18 protein-coding genes are annotated in these 19112 nt (G+C 33.7%); 16 read left to right on the forward strand and 2 right to left on the reverse strand.

Features of this window, described 5'->3' with window-relative positions; all coding sequences use genetic code 11:
* The first annotated feature begins 337 nt into the window (after positions 1 to 337).
* The 16 genes from M1F26_RS19080 to trmL all read left to right on the forward strand — a co-directional run bounded on the left by M1F26_RS19080 (position 338) and on the right by trmL (position 18346).
* Positions 338 to 1774 (forward strand): capsule assembly Wzi family protein, encoded by a 1437-nt coding sequence (locus tag M1F26_RS19080; protein WP_140172993.1) that lies wholly within the window; start codon positions 338 to 340, stop codon positions 1772 to 1774.
* Between the two features lie 602 nt (positions 1775 to 2376).
* On the forward strand, positions 2377 to 3366 hold the full coding sequence (locus M1F26_RS19085; protein WP_140172994.1) for an NAD/NADP octopine/nopaline dehydrogenase family protein: 990 nt from the start codon (positions 2377 to 2379) through the stop codon (positions 3364 to 3366).
* Positions 3367 to 3368: 2 nt separating this feature from the next.
* Complete coding sequence (locus tag M1F26_RS19090; protein WP_200129330.1) at positions 3369 to 5177, forward strand: aminotransferase class I/II-fold pyridoxal phosphate-dependent enzyme; 1809 nt, start codon at positions 3369 to 3371, stop codon at positions 5175 to 5177.
* Positions 5178 to 5567, forward strand: a complete 390-nt coding sequence (locus M1F26_RS19095; RefSeq protein WP_140172997.1) for a ParB N-terminal domain-containing protein — start codon at positions 5178 to 5180, stop codon at positions 5565 to 5567. It begins immediately after the preceding gene.
* A 1-nt stretch (position 5568) separates the two neighbouring features.
* Complete coding sequence (locus M1F26_RS19100; RefSeq protein ID WP_318837633.1) at positions 5569 to 6786, forward strand: oligosaccharide flippase family protein; 1218 nt, start codon at positions 5569 to 5571, stop codon at positions 6784 to 6786.
* Between the two features lie 5 nt (positions 6787 to 6791).
* Positions 6792 to 7613: a LicD family protein gene (locus tag M1F26_RS19105; protein ID WP_140172999.1), complete on the forward strand. Its 822-nt coding sequence runs from the start codon at positions 6792 to 6794 to the stop codon at positions 7611 to 7613.
* 223 nt (positions 7614 to 7836) lie between these two features.
* Positions 7837 to 8907, forward strand: coding sequence for an EpsG family protein (locus M1F26_RS20045; protein WP_180359565.1), 1071 nt, complete (start codon positions 7837 to 7839; stop codon positions 8905 to 8907).
* Positions 8831 to 9652: a glycosyltransferase gene (locus tag M1F26_RS19110; RefSeq protein ID WP_227528856.1), complete on the forward strand. Its 822-nt coding sequence runs from the start codon at positions 8831 to 8833 to the stop codon at positions 9650 to 9652. The genes M1F26_RS20045 and M1F26_RS19110 overlap by 77 nt, the downstream gene beginning before the upstream one ends.
* A 25-nt stretch (positions 9653 to 9677) precedes the next feature.
* On the forward strand, positions 9678 to 10817 hold the full coding sequence (locus tag M1F26_RS19115) for a glycosyltransferase family 4 protein (protein ID WP_140173002.1): 1140 nt from the start codon (positions 9678 to 9680) through the stop codon (positions 10815 to 10817).
* Positions 10818 to 10840: 23 nt separating this feature from the next.
* The gene (locus tag M1F26_RS19120) at positions 10841 to 11956 is read left to right on the forward strand and encodes a glycosyltransferase family 4 protein (protein WP_200129388.1); all 1116 of its coding nucleotides are present in this window, start codon (positions 10841 to 10843) and stop codon (positions 11954 to 11956) included.
* Complete coding sequence (locus tag M1F26_RS19125) at positions 11950 to 12897, forward strand: NAD-dependent epimerase/dehydratase family protein (protein ID WP_140172963.1); 948 nt, start codon at positions 11950 to 11952, stop codon at positions 12895 to 12897. The genes M1F26_RS19120 and M1F26_RS19125 overlap by 7 nt, the downstream gene beginning before the upstream one ends.
* A gap of 48 nt (positions 12898 to 12945) precedes the next feature.
* The gene (locus M1F26_RS19130) at positions 12946 to 14091 is read left to right on the forward strand and encodes a polysaccharide export protein (protein ID WP_140172962.1); all 1146 of its coding nucleotides are present in this window, start codon (positions 12946 to 12948) and stop codon (positions 14089 to 14091) included.
* 5 nt (positions 14092 to 14096) lie between these two features.
* A complete protein-coding gene (locus M1F26_RS19135; protein WP_140172961.1) occupies positions 14097 to 14525 on the forward strand; it encodes a protein tyrosine phosphatase in 429 nt (142 codons plus the stop codon).
* A 35-nt stretch (positions 14526 to 14560) separates the two neighbouring features.
* Positions 14561 to 16639, forward strand: coding sequence for a polysaccharide biosynthesis tyrosine autokinase (locus M1F26_RS19140; protein WP_140172960.1), 2079 nt, complete (start codon positions 14561 to 14563; stop codon positions 16637 to 16639).
* Positions 16640 to 16656: 17 nt separating this feature from the next.
* Positions 16657 to 17682, forward strand: coding sequence for a UDP-glucose 4-epimerase GalE (gene galE / locus M1F26_RS19145; RefSeq protein WP_140172959.1), 1026 nt, complete (start codon positions 16657 to 16659; stop codon positions 17680 to 17682).
* A gap of 160 nt (positions 17683 to 17842) precedes the next feature.
* On the forward strand, positions 17843 to 18346 hold the full coding sequence (trmL, locus tag M1F26_RS19150; RefSeq protein ID WP_042846710.1) for a tRNA (uridine(34)/cytosine(34)/5-carboxymethylaminomethyluridine(34)-2'-O)-methyltransferase TrmL: 504 nt from the start codon (positions 17843 to 17845) through the stop codon (positions 18344 to 18346).
* A 29-nt stretch (positions 18347 to 18375) separates the two neighbouring features.
* On the opposite strand, the gene M1F26_RS19155 is transcribed toward trmL, so the two are convergent.
* Positions 18376 to 18738: a type II toxin-antitoxin system PemK/MazF family toxin gene (locus M1F26_RS19155; RefSeq protein ID WP_140172958.1), complete on the reverse strand. Its 363-nt coding sequence runs from the start codon at positions 18736 to 18738 to the stop codon at positions 18376 to 18378.
* Entirely contained in the window at positions 18735 to 19034 is a 300-nt protein-coding gene (locus M1F26_RS19160) for an AbrB/MazE/SpoVT family DNA-binding domain-containing protein (RefSeq protein ID WP_227528857.1), read from the reverse strand. Before M1F26_RS19160 ends, M1F26_RS19155 begins: the two co-directional genes overlap by 4 nt.
* Between the last annotated feature and the right edge of the window lie 78 nt (positions 19035 to 19112).

The raw sequence follows: 19112 nt of genomic DNA on the forward strand, positions 1-19112 counted from the left end.
ACCAATATAAAACTCTATTTTGCTATTTTTCACACGCAAAAAAAAGAATAATAGAAAAGAATTTTTGAAATTAGCAACGTACTAGCCTAGTAAAAAGCATATCGCTTTACATCTTAAGATGTTACTAATTCCTATACCTAACATATTAATCTGATATTCTGTTATTACTTAGTTAAAGTGTGATAGCTGAGTTAATAGAAAGCACAGAAGCCCAACTCAATGCAAATTAAGATACTTATAATGTGGCGGATAATAATCATATTTTAACTCTATTTATAGGTTTTCATTTATTAACCTGTTCAGTATTAGGCGAACTCAACTTCAAATGGATTTATCAATGAAAAATTTCAAGCTCACTAAGCTAGCAATACTTGCTGTGCTCGGAACCATCAGTGCACAAAGCATTGCAGGGGGATTAGTTCTACCAGATAACAACTTACGCAGTGACCTTGCTTGGCTTTCTGAACGTAACGTTATTCAAATTAGCTTATCTACTTGGCCACTGTCCCAAGAAGAAATCACACGTTCTTTAAATAATGCAAATATTACTAATAGCGAACAAGAAGCCATTATTCAGCGCATTAAAAAGAACCTTGACCGTAAGAAAAACAGTGTTCAACTAGAAACTCACCTTGCATCTAGCCACAACTCAATGCCACAAGGCTTTGCTCAAAGTGAATATAGTGATATTCGCTATACCGTTTCAGGCAATTACAGTACTGACGATATAGACTTAAACCTCACCGCGAATGGCGAACGTGCTTTACGTGTTGAAAATGGTTCTGATTACAACCTCAATGGTTCATACGGTGGTGTAAAAATTTGGAACCAGTGGGTAACTTTTGGTGAGATCCCACAATGGTGGGGCCCCGGCCACGACGGCAGCTTAATTCGAACTGATGCCGCACGCCCTATGACCGGTTTCTTAATTCAGCGTGCAGACCAAAGCCCATTTGAAACACCATGGCTTTCTTGGATTGGTTCATGGCAATATCAGTTAACAGCTGCACAATTCAAACAGTATGATCCCAAAAATACTAAACTGATTGGCCTGCGCATGACCATGAACCCAACTGATTTCTTCGAACTCGGTGGTTCACGCGTGGTCATGTGGGGAGGCGATGGCCGCCCTAATAACTGGGATTCCTTCTGGGATGCCATGGGCGGGAAAGATAATACAGGCGACAAAAACAAAGACCCAGGTAACCAGTTAGCCGGTTTAGACTTCAAACTGAAACTTTACCCATTAATCGACCTACCCGTCAGTTTCTATGGCCAAATGGTGGGTGAAGACGAGGCTAACCTCTTCCCATCGAAAAACGCCTTTATGGGTGGTATCGAAGGCTACCACACCTTATGGGGCCAGCCACTAAATTGGTATATTGAAGGCGCGAACACCCATACAGAGTGGAATAAAGATAACGTCATGTATCGCCACTTTATCTATACTGAAGGCTACTATCAGCAAGGTGCATCACTAGGCCACGCAATGGGCGGTGACGGGCGCATGCTCACGACCAAAGTGGAATACACTCTCGATGATGACAACCGTGTTAGCACCCGCCTCATGTATGCGAAAGTGAATAAATCTAACTTTGATGGCAACAAGTTATTCCCTAAATCAGAAACCATCAAAGGTGTTGATTTCGGTTGGTGGCATAACTTTGACTATGACATCAGCACTGACGCGAAGGTTTGGGTATCTAAAACTGATTACGAAACACGCAATGACTTAGGTGCAGCCGTTACAGTAAACGTGCCGTTTAAGTGGTAATTGGCACACATTGAGTATATTTAATCGAAAACGGGTTATGTTTTGGCATAATCCGTTTTTTTATCCAAAAAAATTGTCATTCTAGTCAAAAATATATTACACATATAATTTCTACCGATAGCCAAGTGAATTAATATAATCAATTAAGCATTTTATTAATCTATTACTACTCTAAATTAGGATAAATATGGAGATATAAGCATCTCGTTTTTATTAAACCCACACTAAAAGCAATGATATACAAGGAATAACTTAACTTAAATATATAATCACATACAAGGCGTAAGAATAGGATTATAACCTGATAATTTAAAATAATTTATTGTATTGCTACTCCCCTTAGGACTATTCCCTAACACTATCACAGTGATAGTCAGTAACTAGCTTTAATGGTATTATTAAGCGCTTTTTACTTGACCAAATAAATGCTGAGGCATACCCTTTGGCAGTCAAAAAACAATAAGCTTTGCTTATCAATTGAGCAAATTAGCAAAAAATGCAATGTTTTCAATTGATAAGTATGCATTTACAAATTCAATGGTGCTCTGGGACCCGACAACCCAGTGCGGTAGCTATGGGTTGATAATAATATTGAACCTAAAATGAAAACAAAAAATATACTAATTATTGGTGGAGGCAATGTTGGCCATTCACTAGCATATTCTTTATCTGACAAAGCTAATGTTAACCTACTTGTACGTGACAAAACGAAATGGAATACAAAATTAAAATTTGGTCCAAGTGAGTCTCAATCATTTAATGTATTAACTTGGGATGAAAAAATAGAAGACAGTCCAAGTATAATCTTTTTAACATTGCCCTTACTATATAGAAAGGATGCTCTTAATAAATTATTACAATTAAACATTCACCATTGTACCATCGTGGCCATTCCTGGCTATGGGAATTTTGAAGACCTCGTCTCAACTATTATGGGTTATGAAAATTTTAACTATGGTTCACTACAGAGGGTTCCATATATTTGCAGAATAAAAGAATATGGAAAAGAAATTGAAATAACAGGATACAAAGATAAATTATTTTTATACCTTAAAGATAAAAAAAATGATTTATTGGAAACATTTTCCTATCTTTTTAATACACCTACATACTATTTAGAATCCCACTTACAAAACACTTTATCAAACTCTAATCCTCTTCTTCATACATCAAGATTATATTCAATTTTTAACAATGGCCTAAAAAAAAGGGAAAAAATATTATTTTATGAAGAATGGAATGATGAATCCTCACATCTGCTAATTAATATGGATAATGAGCTAAAAAAAATCTATGAAGCTAACTGTATAGAAAACTTACATACCGATATTTTAAGTCACTATGGTGTAAACTCAGCCGTAGAATTAACAAATAAAATTAAAAATATCGATGCATTCAAAAAAATTGAAACGCCAATGATTGAAGATGGAAAAGGTCACTATACTGCAGATCTTCAATCAAGATATTTTACTGAAGATTTTGGGATTGGGCTGAAATGCATAGATAATATTGCTATTAAATCTGGCCTAAAATTAAATTTTATACCTATGGTTTTGGATTGGTATAACTCAATTATGAAAGAAGAGGCATAATTATGCAAGTTATCATACCCGCTGCAGGAATGGGAAATAGACTCGGAAAATACACAAGTGATAAAACAAAATGTATGGTCGAAGTTCATAACGTTACATTAATTGAACGTTGCTTATCTATTCTTTCAAATTATGATATTTCTAGAATTGTGTTAGTAGTTGGCTATCACAAGAATAAATTAAAAGAGCTTTTAGGTAGTAGTTATAATGGCATAGAAATAATATATATTGATAACGATATATATGATAAGACAAATAATATATATTCAATATACCTCGCAAAAGATGAATTAGTAAAAGATGATACTATTCTATTGGAAAGTGATTTAATTTTTGAAGAAAAAATCATAGAAAATCTAGTATCAAATCAATTTCCAAATATTGCTGTAGTTGATAAATACCAACCATGGATGGATGGAACCGTTGTCGAGATTAATAATAACTTTGATATAGTTAATTTTGTTCCTAAAAAAGACTTTGAGTTTAGTAAAAGCGATTTATATTATAAAACAGTAAATATTTATAAATTTTCTAAAGAGTTTTTGGAAAATACATATGTGCCTTTTTTAGAGGCTTATTCAAAAGCATTAGGTCAAAATGAGTATTACGAGCAAGTATTGCGAGTTATCACACTATTAGAAACTCAAGAATTAAAAGCATTACCATTACAAGGTGAAAAATGGTACGAGATAGATGATGCACAAGACCTTGATAATGCTAATGTTATTTTTGCACAAAAAGAAGAAAAATTAAGCCTATTATCCCGTCGTTACGGTGGCTATTGGCGTTATAGTGACATTATTGATTTCTGCTATTTAGTGAATCCGTATTTTCCTAATAAGACATTTATGGGTGAAATGAAAAACTCGTTCGATACCTTAGTTCGCGAATACCCATCAGGTGCTAATGTACAATCGCTTTTGGCTGCGAAAATGTTCAAGTGCAGCCCAGATCAAATCGCTGTAGGAAATGGAGCAGCAGAGCTGATCGATATACTGGCTCAATATAAAAATGAAAAACTAGGTCTTTTTATTCCAACATTTGAAGAATACTCATCAAGATTCAAATCTGTAACTCTGCAAAAACTTAATAATCAAAATTTCACATATGATAAGAATGATATTATTAAATTAGCTCAAGAAAATGATGGAGTTATTCTAATTAACCCAGATAATCCATCTGGAAACTTTATCCCATACAAAGATTTACTAGAACTAATTAATTGGTTTAAAGCAAATAAAAAAACATTTATTGTAGATGAAAGCTTTGTAGATTTTGCCGAGAATGGACTAGACTCGACACTAATGAAAGAAGAAATCCTTAATTTATACTCAGGGTTAATTGTCATAAAAAGTATTAGTAAAAGTTATGGTGTTCCTGGAATTCGCTTAGGTGTTATAGCAAGCTCAAACACTGAATTAATTTCATTAATTAAAAAATCAATTCCAGTATGGAATATAAATTCTTTAGGCGAATTTTTCTTTCAAATTATAGGGAAATATGAAAAAGTATATGCTAGTGCTTGTAAACAAATAATTACCGAAAGAAACTCACTATTTGATGCATTATCAAAAAATAAACTACTAACTCCTATTAAATCTCAAGCTAACTATATTTTATGTAAAGTAAGTCTGATCTCATCCAAGGAACTTATTGAAATACTTTGCACTGAGTATAATATTTTAGCGAAAGATTGTGCAGAGAAGAAAGGCTTTGATAATCAGCCATATATTAGATTAGCCGTTAGGGATAGTGTTGATAATCAACATTTGATCGATAGCTTACTTGAAATAGAGTCTAAGGTTAAATAAGTGTACCGGTTAGAATTAGTTAATATTGAAAAAATTCAAATTACGGAAGAACATATACCTGAACGTGTTGAATGGCTTGTAGAAAAAATCAAATCGGAGGCACTCTGGAGAGTGCCTTTACTTCTAGAAGAAAATTCATACGCAATTATGGATGGGCATCATCGATTTGAAGTTGCAAAACGCTTAGGTTTAAAGCGGATACCTTCTGTTATGTTAAGCTATAATTCCCCTTCCGTTAAAGTTGTTTCTTGGCGTGATGATTTTGAGATCAATAAAAAAATTGTACAAGATTATATAAAACAGAAAAAAATTTTTCCTCATAAAACAACTAAGCATATCATTGAACCATACCCTGATGAAATATCAATTCCAATAAGCTTTCTCTATTAGTATGCTAAAAAAAAATATAATTAATCTATTATTCAATCAAGTATTCAGTTACATAGCTCCATTATTATTATTACCATACTTAAGTCGAATTTTAGATGTCACTTATTTTGGCCTCTATGTCTTTTCTCTGTCCACCATATCAATTGCTACTATTATCACTAACTATGGTTTTGATATTTCCATAGTAAAACGAATAGCTGAAGGAGAAAATAAAAAAGAAAATATAACTGAATTTTTATTTCATGTTGATATAATTAAATCTATAATTTGCTTGATAACCATTATTATAATTAGTGTTTTATTATTAGCTACTAATTATTATTTACATGATGAAGTATGTATACTCATTATTATTCTATCTATTCTATTTTCTTCTTTTAATCTTACATGGTTATTTCAAGGACTAGAAAAAATTTATATATATAGTAGAATAACTATTATAACTAGAATGTTAACTATGCTATTGATCTTTATTTTCATTGACTCCTCTAGTGATTTCAGACTTCTTCTATTGATAAATTTCTTACAAATTTTCTCTAGTATACTAATTAGCTATGTAATAATATTTAAATGGCGTATTAAATTTAAAGCTTTTCCATTTTCTCAATCAATAAAAATATTTAAGGAATCCACCGAATATTTTATATCCCGAGTTGGTGTTACGCTTTACTCATCAGCATGTGGATTTTTTTTAGGTATATTTTCAGGCTCATTGCATCAAGTTGCTGTTTATGGAGCTGCAGAACAACTATATAGAGCTGGAATATACTTAATGAGTGCAATATCTTCGCCCCTGACCCCTTACATGGCCAGAACAAAAAACTATACGATATTTTGGAAAGTTACATTAATAACCTTTTCTTTTTCTATTATTGGTTCTACTATTGGTTATTTATTTGGTGATGAAATTTTAATTTTTATATATGGAGATAATTTTTATGATGCATTTTCAGTACTAAATATTTTTATGTTGGCTATTATTGTGAGTGTTTTGGGTATGCTGTTTGGTTATCCAGCTCTAATCCCTATAAATAAAACAAAAATAGCTAATTATAGTGTTTTATATGCCGGTGTTTTTCAACTATGTATATTTTTAGTTTTATATTTATTAAATATAGATTTTACCGCAAAAATAATGGCTATAAGTTATTTGGTTTGTGAATCATTTGTATTAATCCTAAGGTGTAGTGTCTTTTTTTGCCAATATAGAATGAGATAGATATCATGAGAAAAGTTGATATTAGAGAATTGCAATTAACTTTAGTCGATGCATTGAGCGAGTTACATTCCTTTTGTGAGAAATTTCAAATTCAATATTGGCTAGACTCAGGAACCTTATTAGGTGCGATAAGAGAAAAAAAATTCATCCCGTGGGATGATGATATCGATATATGTATGTTAAGAGATGATTATGTTCGCTTTGCTAAGTATGCACCCTGCTATTTAAACAAAGAAAAATTATTCGTTCAAACTAGTGATACAGACGAAAACTATACTGATTATAATATCCCTTGTAAAATTAGGGTCAACAATACTATTATTGTTGAAAATAATAAAGAGTATACAAGTAATATTAGCAGTCGCCACTTAGGGTTTTTCATTGATATATTTCCTTGTGACCATTATCCAAATAAAAAATGGAAAAGAAATCTAGTTCAGAGCATTAAGCACTTATATTATGGTAAGAGCCTTTTTTATAGAAAAAATTTATCAGTAAAAGCTACTGTTTTAAGCAAGATAATACATTATACATTACCCTTATTTTTACTAAATAAACTTAAAGATTTAATCATTCATTCTTTAAATAAAGATACAAAAAGAAATAATATAATATCCAAAGGTATAGAACTTCCATTTCATAAAGGCATTTCTACATCTCAAGATATTTTTCCTTTACAAAAGATTGAATTTGAAAATATGTTTTTTTATGCTCCTAATAACACTCATTCTTATTTATCCAGTCTATACGGCTCTGATTATATGACTCCTCCGAGCAAAGATAAAAGAATATGTCATTCATCTGAATTTTATATAATAAATGACTAACCATTTATTATAATTATAGTCACACATGATATACTTTACATAATAAATTTAAAAAATCATGACAATAATGTTCAAGAAACATAATATTTTGGCATTTTTTGGCTTTCTAATAAATCCTTTCATATGCCTTATACTCTCATTCTATTTAATATTAAATAGAAAAAAAATTTCCGTCACGTTAATTTCATTATCATTAGGGCTAATATTCATATATCAGCCTTTGATGTATGATACATCATCAAACTTTTTTATTTATTATAATCGAGCAGGAAGCTCATTATATAATTTACTACCTCAATTGGCATCTGAGAATTTTAATATAGACTATTACTATAGTATTTTTATTTATACATCACTTATATTTTATTTTTGGTTAAAGCCTATTTATTATCATATATATAATAATAAAAACAATAAAATATATTTTTTTATGATTTTCTTGGTTATATTTAGCACTTCATATAGAAATATAATGGACTTAAATAGAACTGCATTATCTATATCCATAGCTTTTTATTACATATATTATATTAAATATGCCTACAATAATAAACTATACTCTTTTATATATATTCCAATCAGCATTTTTTTCCATCCTATATCAATTTTCATCTTCTTTCTAAACTATATATCTTACAAGATTAGCAGTTTTAAATTATATTTAATATATATTATAACTTGCCTTTTAGTAGGAATGTTATCAAGTACTATAATGCTTTCCATATCAAACGTTATAAGCAATTATGATAACATCCTATTTAACAATATTAATTATTATTTAACCAATGAAAGATGGGGTAAAATAGAATACAGCACCACATTTTTGCTACGCAAAATAGTTGAAATTATAATTTGTGTAATGATAATTTATATTAGCTTTATGGAAAAAATAAATAAAAAAAATAACATATCTAACCTAATTATTTTAATAGTTGGCTCTTGTTTTATTTTCATAGATTACAAAACATTTTTCGAACGTTTTTTCCTTATTTTGAATTTCTTTTATTTATCTTTATATTTTTTCAAAACAAAGATAAAAATTACTGATTTTATACTAATGGCTTTTATTATTTTATATTTCTTTTCTATAAATTTTTTAGTTTATGGTAAGAATTTCACTTTAGAAAATAATGAAATAATTCCTGAAAGTAGCAGTCGATATTCTATACAGTTTAAACCTTTATACTACCCAAGCATATATCTTCTTGATTTAAATAATGGTTACTCTGACGAATACATTAATTCACATTCAATCTGGGGAAAAAACCTCTTTAAATATGAACATGCAAAATAATGAACTTATCAGTGTAATAATGGCATCTAATAGAATTGATTCATTCTTAATAGAGTCTATTAACTCAATATTAAAACAGTCATACACTAATATTGAGCTAATATTCATTGCAAATGGGAATGAGTCAGGTTCCATATCAAAATATATAAAAGAAAATATTAATGATTCTCGTTTATTTGTGTATGAAACACCAATAGCACAGTTTTCATTTTCTCTGAATTTGGCGATATCAAATGCCAATGGTAAATATATTGCTAGAATGGATGCTGATGATATTAGTGTTCCAAATAGGTTAATGCTGCAATATAATTATTTAGTGAAAAATAATTTAGATATGGTTGGTTCGAACCTTATACTAATAAATTCTGATAATGTTGAAATCGGTAATTTGTACTACCCTAATAATGCTAAAATTAATAAAAACTTATATTTCAGAAATACTTTCGCACACAATACAATTTTAATCAAAAAAGATATTATTATCAATGCTAGAGGATATAATTCTGGATTTAATTCGGAAGATTATGATTTATGGCTACGACTAAAAAGAGAAAATATAAAATGGAATAATATGAGTGAAAGTTTAGTTTATTATAGAATTCATGATGCCTCTACACAAAGGAAAAGACTAGGATATGCTGAATCTGCTGGTTACTCATTAAGAGAGCTATTATTGGATTTTAGTATAACTAAATTAATAGCTGTTCCTCTACATATAATGAAGACATTAATTAAATCCAAGTAACGTTAATAAAAAGTGGAAAGCAACGTTGAATATATTATTTTTATGTAACGAATATCCTCCATTTATATCTGGTGGTATTGGTGTTTTTACTAAAGAACTTTCTGTAGAGCTAACAAAACTAGGTCATAAAATCTATGTTCTTGGTGCCTACCCTAATATAAAAAATAAGCAAATAGAAGTAGTAAATAATATTACAATAATCAGAATTAATAAAAAAACAGGTCTTATTGGAGAGTTAGAGAATAGGATTAGAATATATATAAATGCTAAGAAAATAATTGAAGAAAATAAAATTGATATTGTTGAAACCCAAGACTTTAACGGTCCACTTGCATTTTATCCTAAGTTTAAATCACATACATTAGTCAGGCTTCATGGTTCAGTAACTTACTTTAACCAATTAAGTTATAATGTTAGTAAAAAGAAAAAAATAAAAAATTTTCTTTGGCATGTTTTAGAGAGCTCATCTTTTAAAAATGCTGATAATATTGTATCAGTTAGTAACTTTACCTCACAAAAGACTAAAGAAATTTTTAATATCAAAAAAAACATTCCCACTATTTATAATGGAATACCACTCATACAGAATTACATACAAAAATCTTCTTTTGACGAAATTAAAAAATTTGTGTTTGCAGGCTCAATTATAGAAAAAAAGGGTATTTTAGAGTTAATTGATGCATGGATTGAATTAGACAAACACCATAAGAATATTCATTTAGATGTTTATGGTAAGGATACCGAGGGATTAGTGAAGACAATAACAAATATTTTAAATAAAAATAATTGTAACTCTGTAAAAATTCACCCACCAGTAGTAAAATCTGATCTACTAAAAATTTATAATAATGCTGATTTTTGTATCTATCCTAGCAAAGCGGAAGCATTCTCACTAGCTCCAATGGAAGCAATGTCGATGTCTAAAGTAGTATTATATACTGATCAGACAAGTGCTTCTGAATTGGTAAATGATTCAAACGGTTTTCTTATAGAAAAATGTAGTGTAAATAAAATTTACAATTGTTTAACTAAAGCATTGTCTTTATCTATTCCTGAGTATAATAAAATATCTCATGCTGCCTTTACAACAATAAAAGATAATTTTAATATAGATATATTAACAAAGAAAAACATCGAATATTATCAACTTATAATTAATAAATAAATTTCTATTATTTAGGAATGAATATGAAAATAGTTTACGTTATTACTAAAGCAGACGAGATCGGTGGCGCTCAAACTCATGTTAGAGATTTGGCTATATATTTTAGGAATGATGGTCATCATATTACAGTAATCGTTGGAGAAGAAGGAATTTTCACTAAACAATTAAGAGAGAATAATATTGATACCATTATTCTCAGTGAATTAAAGAGAAATATTTCACCAATAAATGATTTATTTTGCGCGATAAAATTAAGAAAGTTAATTAAATCTCTAACCCCAGATATTGTTACCCTTCATTCATCTAAAGCAGGAATTATTGGACGATTGTCACTTATATTTACTTCTATTCCGGTGATATTTACTGCCCATGGTTGGGCATTTACTGATGGTATTCCCAAAACAAAAAAATATATCTTTGTATTTATTGAAAAACTATTCTCAAACTTTGCAGATAAAATAATCACCGTTTCTGAAAAGGATAAAAAACTAGCACTGAGATATAAAGTTGCTTCAGAAAAAAAACAAGTAGTTATTCATAATGGAATTTCTGACATTGATATATTTAAAAATCCTAATTCCAGTCCCAATTCTAGCCCTATAAAATTAATATCTGTTGCCAGATTTTCGAAACAAAAAGATCATATTACACTATTTCAATCTTTAAAAGAATTAAATAATAATTGGCATTTATCTTTAATTGGTAAAGGTCCACTGTTAAATCAAATGATTGAGTTAGCAAAAAAACTTAACTTAGATAGTAATATAACCTTTTATGGTGAAAGAGAGGATGTTGCTGAATTACTTTCCCAAAGTGATATATTCATATTATCTACAAATTGGGAAGGCCTTCCAATTAGTATTATTGAAGCCATGAGGGCAGGATTACCAATTATTTCAACAGATGTCGGTGGTGTTAATGAACTTATATTTGATGGGATCAATGGTTACCTAATAAGACCTAAAGATAACTCACACTTAACAGAAAAAATAAATGAATTAATCAACTCCAAATCAAAAAGAGAAGAATATGGTTCGGCAAGTAGAGCCTTATTTCTTAAAAAATTTCATATAAATAATATGTATACTAAAACTAAAAATACTTTTGATAAAATTCTACAGGAAAAAAATAAATGTTAGCTATCATCGGTGGTTCCGGCTTTATCGGTACCCGTCTCTCTAATCAATTAAAATCCCAAAATATCGATTTCAAAATTGTTGATATTCAAAAAAGCGAAGCTCATCCTGAAAAATGGGAATTTGGTGATGTTACCAAACCTGAAACACTTATTGAGCCATTAAAAGGCAGTGATGTTATTATTAATTTATCTGCTCAACATAAAGATAATGTGCACCCAATTAGCCTTTACTATGAAGTGAATGTTGATGGTGCTAAAAATGTCTGTGATGTGGCTGAACAGCTTGGCATTAAACATATTGTATTTACCTCTTCTGTCGCTGTTTATGGCTTTGTTGAAAAAGAAACTGGCGAAGACGGTGAATACCATCCGTTTAATGACTATGGCAAATCAAAACTTGAAGCCGAATATGTCTATGATGCATGGCAAGCCAAGTCAGCGGATAATATCTTAGTCACCATACGCCCAACAGTTGTTTTTGGTGAAAATAACCGCGGTAATGTTTATAATTTATTCCGCCAAATTGCTTCAGGCCGTTTCTTAATGATCGGTGCAGGGAATAACCAAAAATCTATGGCTTATGTTGAAAATGTCGCTGCATTTATTTATTTTGCGACTACGTTTACAACTGGAAAACATGTTTTCAATTATATTGATAAGCCTGACTTTACTATGAATGAACTAACCACTGTAATTTGTGGTGCGTTAGATAAACCCAAATCAAATATCCGAGTTCCTTACCCAATCGGGATATTAGGTGGTTACTGCTTCGACATTCTTTCTAAAGTGACAGGCAAAGAGTTTCCTGTCAGCAGTATTAGAGTGAAAAAATTCTGTGCAAGAACACAATTTAAATCAAACTACATTGCTGATACCTCATTTACACCACCAGTTACACTGGAAAAAGGTATCGCTAATACAGTTCAATACGAATTCAAATAAAATAGGCGAGTGCCTTTAACCATATTGCTATAGGGATAGAGTGTATTTATGAAGCGTCTTTCTGTTGCTGTACTTATGCTAACCGCATTAACAGGCTGCACCGTCACCCCCGGTGCCTATATGTCAACCTCTGGCAAAAATGTGGTTGATACAGGTGACCGTGACATTACCAAATTGGTTGATATCTACCCAATTTCACCAAAATTGTTGGATGATATGTACACCGCCCCCACCATTGCTAAACCCAATGCACAGTTAGAAAAGCAACTGACTCACTATGAATACCGTGTGGGTGCAGGTGATGTATTAACCATTACGGTTTGGGACCACCCTGAATTGACTATCCCTGCGGGTTCTTACCGTAGTGCGCAAGACTCAGGTAACTGGGTTCACTCTGACGGCACTATCTACTACCCGTATATTGGTAAAGTCAAAGTGATCGGTAAAACCGTTACTGAAATCCGTACCCTGATCAGCAACCGTTTAGCCACTTATATTGAATCCCCACAAGTGGATGTCAGTATCGCAGCCTTCCGCTCGCAAAAAATGTATGTCTCTGGCGAAGTAGCTAAGCCAGGTACGCTGCCTATCACTAACGTTCCTTTAACTATCTTAGAAGCCTTTAATAATGCCGGTGGTTTAACCGAAAAAGCCGATTGGGATAATGTAGTGCTTACCCGTAATGGCAAAGAAATCAAAGTATCATTACAAGATTTGGTTCAGTATGGGGATTTAACCCAAAACTACCTGATGCTACCGGGTGATGTGCTATATGTACCACGTAATGATAGCCAGAAAGTGTTTGTGATGGGTGAAGTCGGTCAACCAACGACCTTAACCATTGACCGTGCGGGTATGAGTATAACTGAAGCCTTAAGCAAAGCGAGTGGGATAGACCAAACAACCGCTAATGCAACGGGTGTATTTGTTATCCGCCCAATTAAAAACCAACCAGCAGAAGATAAAGAACTGGAAGCCTTACTACCGAAAAAAATGGCCGCGGTATATCAGCTAGACTTATCGGATGCCACATCACTTGTGATGGGTACTGAATTTAAACTGCAGCCTTATGACTTAGTGTATGTTACCGCTGCGCCTGTGGTGCGTTGGAACCGTTTGATTACCCAACTGTTACCAACTATCGCTTCATATAATCAGTTAACCGAAGGTACCAAGCGTATTCACGACTGGTAATCCATATGTTTAATAATATTCTCGTTGTTTGTATGGGAAATATCTGTCGCTCTCCTACGGGGGAGCGTTTATTACAGCACTATTTTCCCGAAAAAACTGTTCATTCGGCAGGTATTATCGCTAAAAATGATATGCCTGCTTATGACAGTGCCATCCGGATTGCCGAGCAACATAGCCTTTCCCTTGAAAACCATCAATCACGTCGATTAACCAGCGAAATATGCCATAAAGCAGACTTAATCCTAGTGATGGAAAACGATCATATTGCTAAAATCCACCAGCAGTTTCCTGAAACGCGCGGTAAGGTGATGTTATTTGGGCAATGGGTCAATAAAACTGAAATCCCTGACCCGCACAAACGCAGCGATGAAATGTTTGAACATGTTTACCAGTTGATGGAAAAAGCCGCGATTGCTTGGCAAGGCAAAATTTAATTTTATTTATTGGATGACTTAACATTTAACCTATTATGAACACAACAAAAAATAGCTCCCCTGCCTCAGATGAAATCGATCTGCTCGCTCTGTTTAAAGTTTTGAAATCCAACACCATTAAAATTGGGTTTTTTACTGTTATTTTTGCGGCTATCGCCATTGCATACAGTTTATTAGCAACCCCCATATACCAAGCGAATGCGACCTTACAGTATGACAAATTAGGTCAGGTCTCATTACTCGACCAAATGAGTGATGTCATGCCATTTGGTAACAGCAATAACCAAGTCGATTCTGAAATTGAAGTCATCAAGTCCCGCATGGTGTTAGGTAAAACCGTTGCAGACTTGAACTTAGACACTCAAGCAGCCCCTGAAGGCTTTGTCAGTAAGTTACTTGGTGAAGTGGCTCCCGTCCATATTGCCCTATTTCAATTACCTGAAAACTTAATTGGCCAGCCATTGACCCTGACGTATTTGGGGGATAATAATTATTCCCTCAATGTGGATGGCCAAGTCTTGCAAGGCAAAGTGGGTGAAGTGCTCAAACAAGGGGAAATTAACTTATTAATTTCCAGTTTTGCGGCTGAAACTGGCGAAGAGTTTTCGTTAATCAAAAATGCCCGTTATTCCACCATTGAAGACTTACGCAATACCCTAACCATCGCGGAAGTTGGCAAAGGTACCGGTATTATCAGCTTAGCCATTAAAGGTGCGGATAAAACTGAGAATGTTAAAATCCTCAACAGTGTTATCCAAAACTATGTTGACCAAAATACTGAACGTAAAAAAGAAGTGACGAACAATACGCTCGTATTCTTAGATGGCTATTTACCGACTATTAAAAAGAAATTAGATAATTACGAAAACCAGCTCAATGCATTTCGTAAAAAGAATGAATCGATTGACCTTTCTTTAGAAGCTAAAGCGGCTTTAGATACTGCTTTGCAGGTCGAAGAGAAACTCAATGAGTTGACCTTCAAAGAAGTGGAGATTCAACAGTTATATACCCGTAACCACCCCGCTTATCAGTCCCTATTAGATAAACGCCAACAGTTGTTACGTGAGAAAGAAAAAATTAGTAAAAATATTCAAAAATTACCGAATACCCAACAAGAAATCGTCCGTTTAACTCGTGATGTTGAAGCAGAACAAGCGATTTACGCTCAATTAGTCGCGAAACAACAAGAGCTCAGCGTATTGAACTCTGGTATTACTGCCGATGTGCGTATTATTGACTCCGCGGAGTCACAACCAAATGCTGTAGCACCAAAAAAATCACTGATTGTTGCTCTTGCCACTATCCTTGGCTTTATTGTCGGCTGCGCGTATGTGATTGCTCGCGAGTTCTTTAATAATAAAATTAAGAGCACGGAAGATATCGATGCATTGGGTGTCAACGTCTACGCCACCATACCTTTCTCTGCCTATGAGAAAAAACTGATTGAGGCAGGCAATAAAAGCCCATTAGCGATAGAAAACCCAGCAGATACCGCGGTTGAAGCTATCCGTTCATTACGTACCAGTGTTTATTTCTCGGTAATGAATCAAGGTAACAACCTGGTGATGGTGACTAGTGCATCGCCAGGTGTGGGGAAAAGTTTTGTTACCTCCAATATGGCGGTGGTACTGGCTAACGCAGGTAAGAAAGTGTTATTAATCGATACCGACTTACGTAAAGGTCGTTTGCACAAAGCCTTTGGCTTAAACAATAAAGCGGGCTTATCTGACTACTTATCACAGCAAAGTTTAGAATCACCCACTATTCATGCTAACGTGATTGAAAATCTTGATGTGATTTGCCGTGGTAAAAATGTTACTCACTCTTCTGAGTTATTAATGGGTGAGCGCTTTAAGCAGTTGCTGGATAAAGTCAAAAACCAATACGACATTGTGGTGATCGATACCGCACCAATCTTAGCAATAACGGACTCGGCGATTATTGGTAAATATGTCGGTACTTCATTACTTATTGCTTTCTACGGTGTGAATACCGTGAAAGATGTCGATTTATCACTGAAACGCTTTAAGCAAAATGATATCGAAATTACGGGTGTGATCTTGAATGGTATTGATGCAAGGTCTGACGATTATAACTACCATTACGAATATTAAGACTCAGGAATATTGAGATGAATAATCAACACGTTCTCGTTACTGGTGGTCTTGGCTACATTGGTAGCCATACCTGTGTACAGATGATCCAGCAAGGGATGCAGCCGGTTATTTTAGATAACCTGCATAATGCCAACCTTGAAGTGCTTAACCGTATTGAAGCTATCACAGGTGTTAAGCCGGTCTTTTACCAAGGTGATGTGCGTGATAGCCAAATTTTAGCGTCCATTTTTGCTAATCATCAAATTCATTCCGTCATTCACTTTGCTGGGTTAAAAGCTGTTGGTGAGTCAGTACAGAAACCGATTGAATACTATGATGTTAACGTCAATGGCACACTGGTATTAGTGGAAAGCATGAAAAAAGCCGGTGTTAAAAGCCTGATTTTTAGTTCCTCCGCTACCGTATATGGTGATCCTGAAGAGGTACCATTAACAGAAAATTCCAAAGTCGGTGGAACCACCAATCCATACGGAACCAGTAAGTATATGGTTGAGCGTATCCTTTCGGATTTATATATTGCGGAAGATGATTGGTCACTGACCTTACTGCGTTATTTTAACCCTGTTGGCGCACACCCATCCGGAACCATGGGTGAAGACCCGCAAGGGATTCCGAATAACTTGGCACCGTTTGTTTCCCAAGTCGCTGTAGGCCGCCGCCCACAAGTGATGGTATTTGGTAATGATTACCCAACACCGGATGGTACTGGTGTGCGTGACTATATTCACGTGATGGATTTGGCTGATGGCCATATTGCCGCGCTGAATAAAGTTAGCCAGCAAGCAGGCTTACATGTTTACAATCTTGGTACAGGGACTGGCACAAGTGTGCTGGAAATTATTGCTGCTTTTGAAAAAGCGTCAGGTAAACCAATTAAATATGAGATTGTAGCAAGGCGCCCTGGTGATATTGCGGAATGCTGGTCTAGCCCAGAAAAAGCATTGAAAGATTTAAACTGGAAAGCACAGTATTCTATCCAAGATATGGTCAATGATAGCTGGCGTTGGCAGTCCATGAACCCTAATGGTTATAATCGCTAACCTCAACGAGTTATTTCTATAGACGAGCCTTAATGGCTCGTTTTTTGTTTTCAGGGTACAAATAATTTTTACGGCTGCTATAAAAGTTCCACATGAAAACAAACCCATTTGCGCGTAAACTCTTCCCATCATTTATTATCACAAATATCAGCTTAACGTTATGCCACACATTGTTTTATTCGAACCAGAAATACCGCCAAATACGGGCAATATCATTCGCCTTTGTGCCAATACTGGCTTTGATTTGCATCTTATTCACCCTCTTGGGTTTACATGGGATGATAAACGCTTACGCCGTGCAGGGTTGGACTATAGCGAATTTGCCGATATCAAGCATCACCATGATTATTATGCATTTTTGAAAAGTGAAGGGCTGAACCCGGATAATAACCAATCTGAAAGTGGAGCGCGCGTGTTTGCCTTAACCACTAAAGGTAAGCCAAGCCACAGCAATGTCAGCTACCAACAAAATGACTATTTGATGTTTGGCCCTGAAACCCGTGGGCTACCGCCTTATGTGCTAGATAACATGCCAATGGAGCAAAAAATTCGTATTCCTATGTTGGCAGACAGCCGCAGTATGAATTTATCCAACTCTGTGGCAGTGGTTGTGTTTGAAGCATGGAGGCAGTTGGGGTATGCAGGGGCGCTGCTAAAGGACTAGACTATAAAAGGAGCTCAGTTTGAGTTCCTTTAGTTTGAATCAATAAAAAAATGCTCTCCACCAATTAATGGGATCAACCTTGCGAGCACACCATCAAGAACCCCCTCATCAGCAACTACCCCAAACTTCATACTTCTATCTTTCCAAGATATTGTTTGAATAAGGTTTGCCGCAGCAACACAAGGAGTATCAAGATTATTTATCCTTACTTCTGTTATGTGCCCTCTAATGCTTGTGCTAATAGGACAACAAATTACCAAGCCTGATTTTTTATTATATTCCACACTGGATAAAACGAGTGCAGGCCGATATTTTCCTATTTCTTTTCCTTTCGTTGGGTCAAAATCTAACCAAATAATATCATTTCGCCTTGGTATGTAACTTTTACTCATTCACCAATTTCCATATCATTAATTTGAGCAAGTTCATCTGAATGACTATTATATTCATTCATATTGTCAAGCAAATAAGCTTCAGAAAACATCCTTATCTTCTTTTTGGGAGAAAGAACCAAATTACCGTTATTAACAGAAATATCAAGACGTTGACCAACCTCAATACCTAATTGTTTTAAGATAGCTGATGGGATAACAATGCCTTGGCTATTTCCCCATTTTTTTATAGCAACGCTCATTTCTCTTACCCCATACTTATTTTTGAGTATATTAGCTTCTAAATGTATAAACATTGTATAACCTCATTGAGGTTAAAGCAAATTTTCGGTCAATTTATATACAGATAGGGGAAATCAAAAATGAAAACGATC

The organism is Providencia sp. PROV048 (assembly GCF_033688165.1).
Lineage (GTDB): Bacteria > Pseudomonadota > Gammaproteobacteria > Enterobacterales > Enterobacteriaceae > Providencia > Providencia hangzhouensis.

What these genes read in the sequence shown, in the direction of transcription:
- M1F26_RS19160 (WP_227528857.1), bottom strand. Translation starts at nt 19,034, where the DNA reads ATGTTTATACATTTAGAAGCTAATATACTCAAAAATAAGTATGGGGTA.
- trmL (WP_042846710.1), top strand. Translation starts at nt 17,843, where the DNA reads ATGCCACACATTGTTTTATTCGAACCAGAAATACCGCCAAATACGGGC.
- M1F26_RS19120 (WP_200129388.1), top strand. Translation starts at nt 10,841, where the DNA reads ATGAAAATAGTTTACGTTATTACTAAAGCAGACGAGATCGGTGGCGCT.
- M1F26_RS19135 (WP_140172961.1), top strand. Translation starts at nt 14,097, where the DNA reads ATGTTTAATAATATTCTCGTTGTTTGTATGGGAAATATCTGTCGCTCT.
- M1F26_RS20045 (WP_180359565.1), top strand. Translation starts at nt 7,837, where the DNA reads ATGTATGATACATCATCAAACTTTTTTATTTATTATAATCGAGCAGGA.
- M1F26_RS19100 (WP_318837633.1), top strand. Translation starts at nt 5,569, where the DNA reads ATGCTAAAAAAAAATATAATTAATCTATTATTCAATCAAGTATTCAGT.
- M1F26_RS19130 (WP_140172962.1), top strand. Translation starts at nt 12,946, where the DNA reads ATGAAGCGTCTTTCTGTTGCTGTACTTATGCTAACCGCATTAACAGGC.
- M1F26_RS19085 (WP_140172994.1), top strand. Translation starts at nt 2,377, where the DNA reads ATGAAAACAAAAAATATACTAATTATTGGTGGAGGCAATGTTGGCCAT.
- M1F26_RS19090 (WP_200129330.1), top strand. Translation starts at nt 3,369, where the DNA reads ATGCAAGTTATCATACCCGCTGCAGGAATGGGAAATAGACTCGGAAAA.
- galE (WP_140172959.1), top strand. Translation starts at nt 16,657, where the DNA reads ATGAATAATCAACACGTTCTCGTTACTGGTGGTCTTGGCTACATTGGT.
- M1F26_RS19125 (WP_140172963.1), top strand. Translation starts at nt 11,950, where the DNA reads ATGTTAGCTATCATCGGTGGTTCCGGCTTTATCGGTACCCGTCTCTCT.
- M1F26_RS19105 (WP_140172999.1), top strand. Translation starts at nt 6,792, where the DNA reads ATGAGAAAAGTTGATATTAGAGAATTGCAATTAACTTTAGTCGATGCA.
- M1F26_RS19110 (WP_227528856.1), top strand. Translation starts at nt 8,831, where the DNA reads ATGGTTACTCTGACGAATACATTAATTCACATTCAATCTGGGGAAAAA.
- M1F26_RS19140 (WP_140172960.1), top strand. Translation starts at nt 14,561, where the DNA reads ATGAACACAACAAAAAATAGCTCCCCTGCCTCAGATGAAATCGATCTG.
- M1F26_RS19080 (WP_140172993.1), top strand. Translation starts at nt 338, where the DNA reads ATGAAAAATTTCAAGCTCACTAAGCTAGCAATACTTGCTGTGCTCGGA.
- M1F26_RS19155 (WP_140172958.1), bottom strand. Translation starts at nt 18,738, where the DNA reads ATGAGTAAAAGTTACATACCAAGGCGAAATGATATTATTTGGTTAGAT.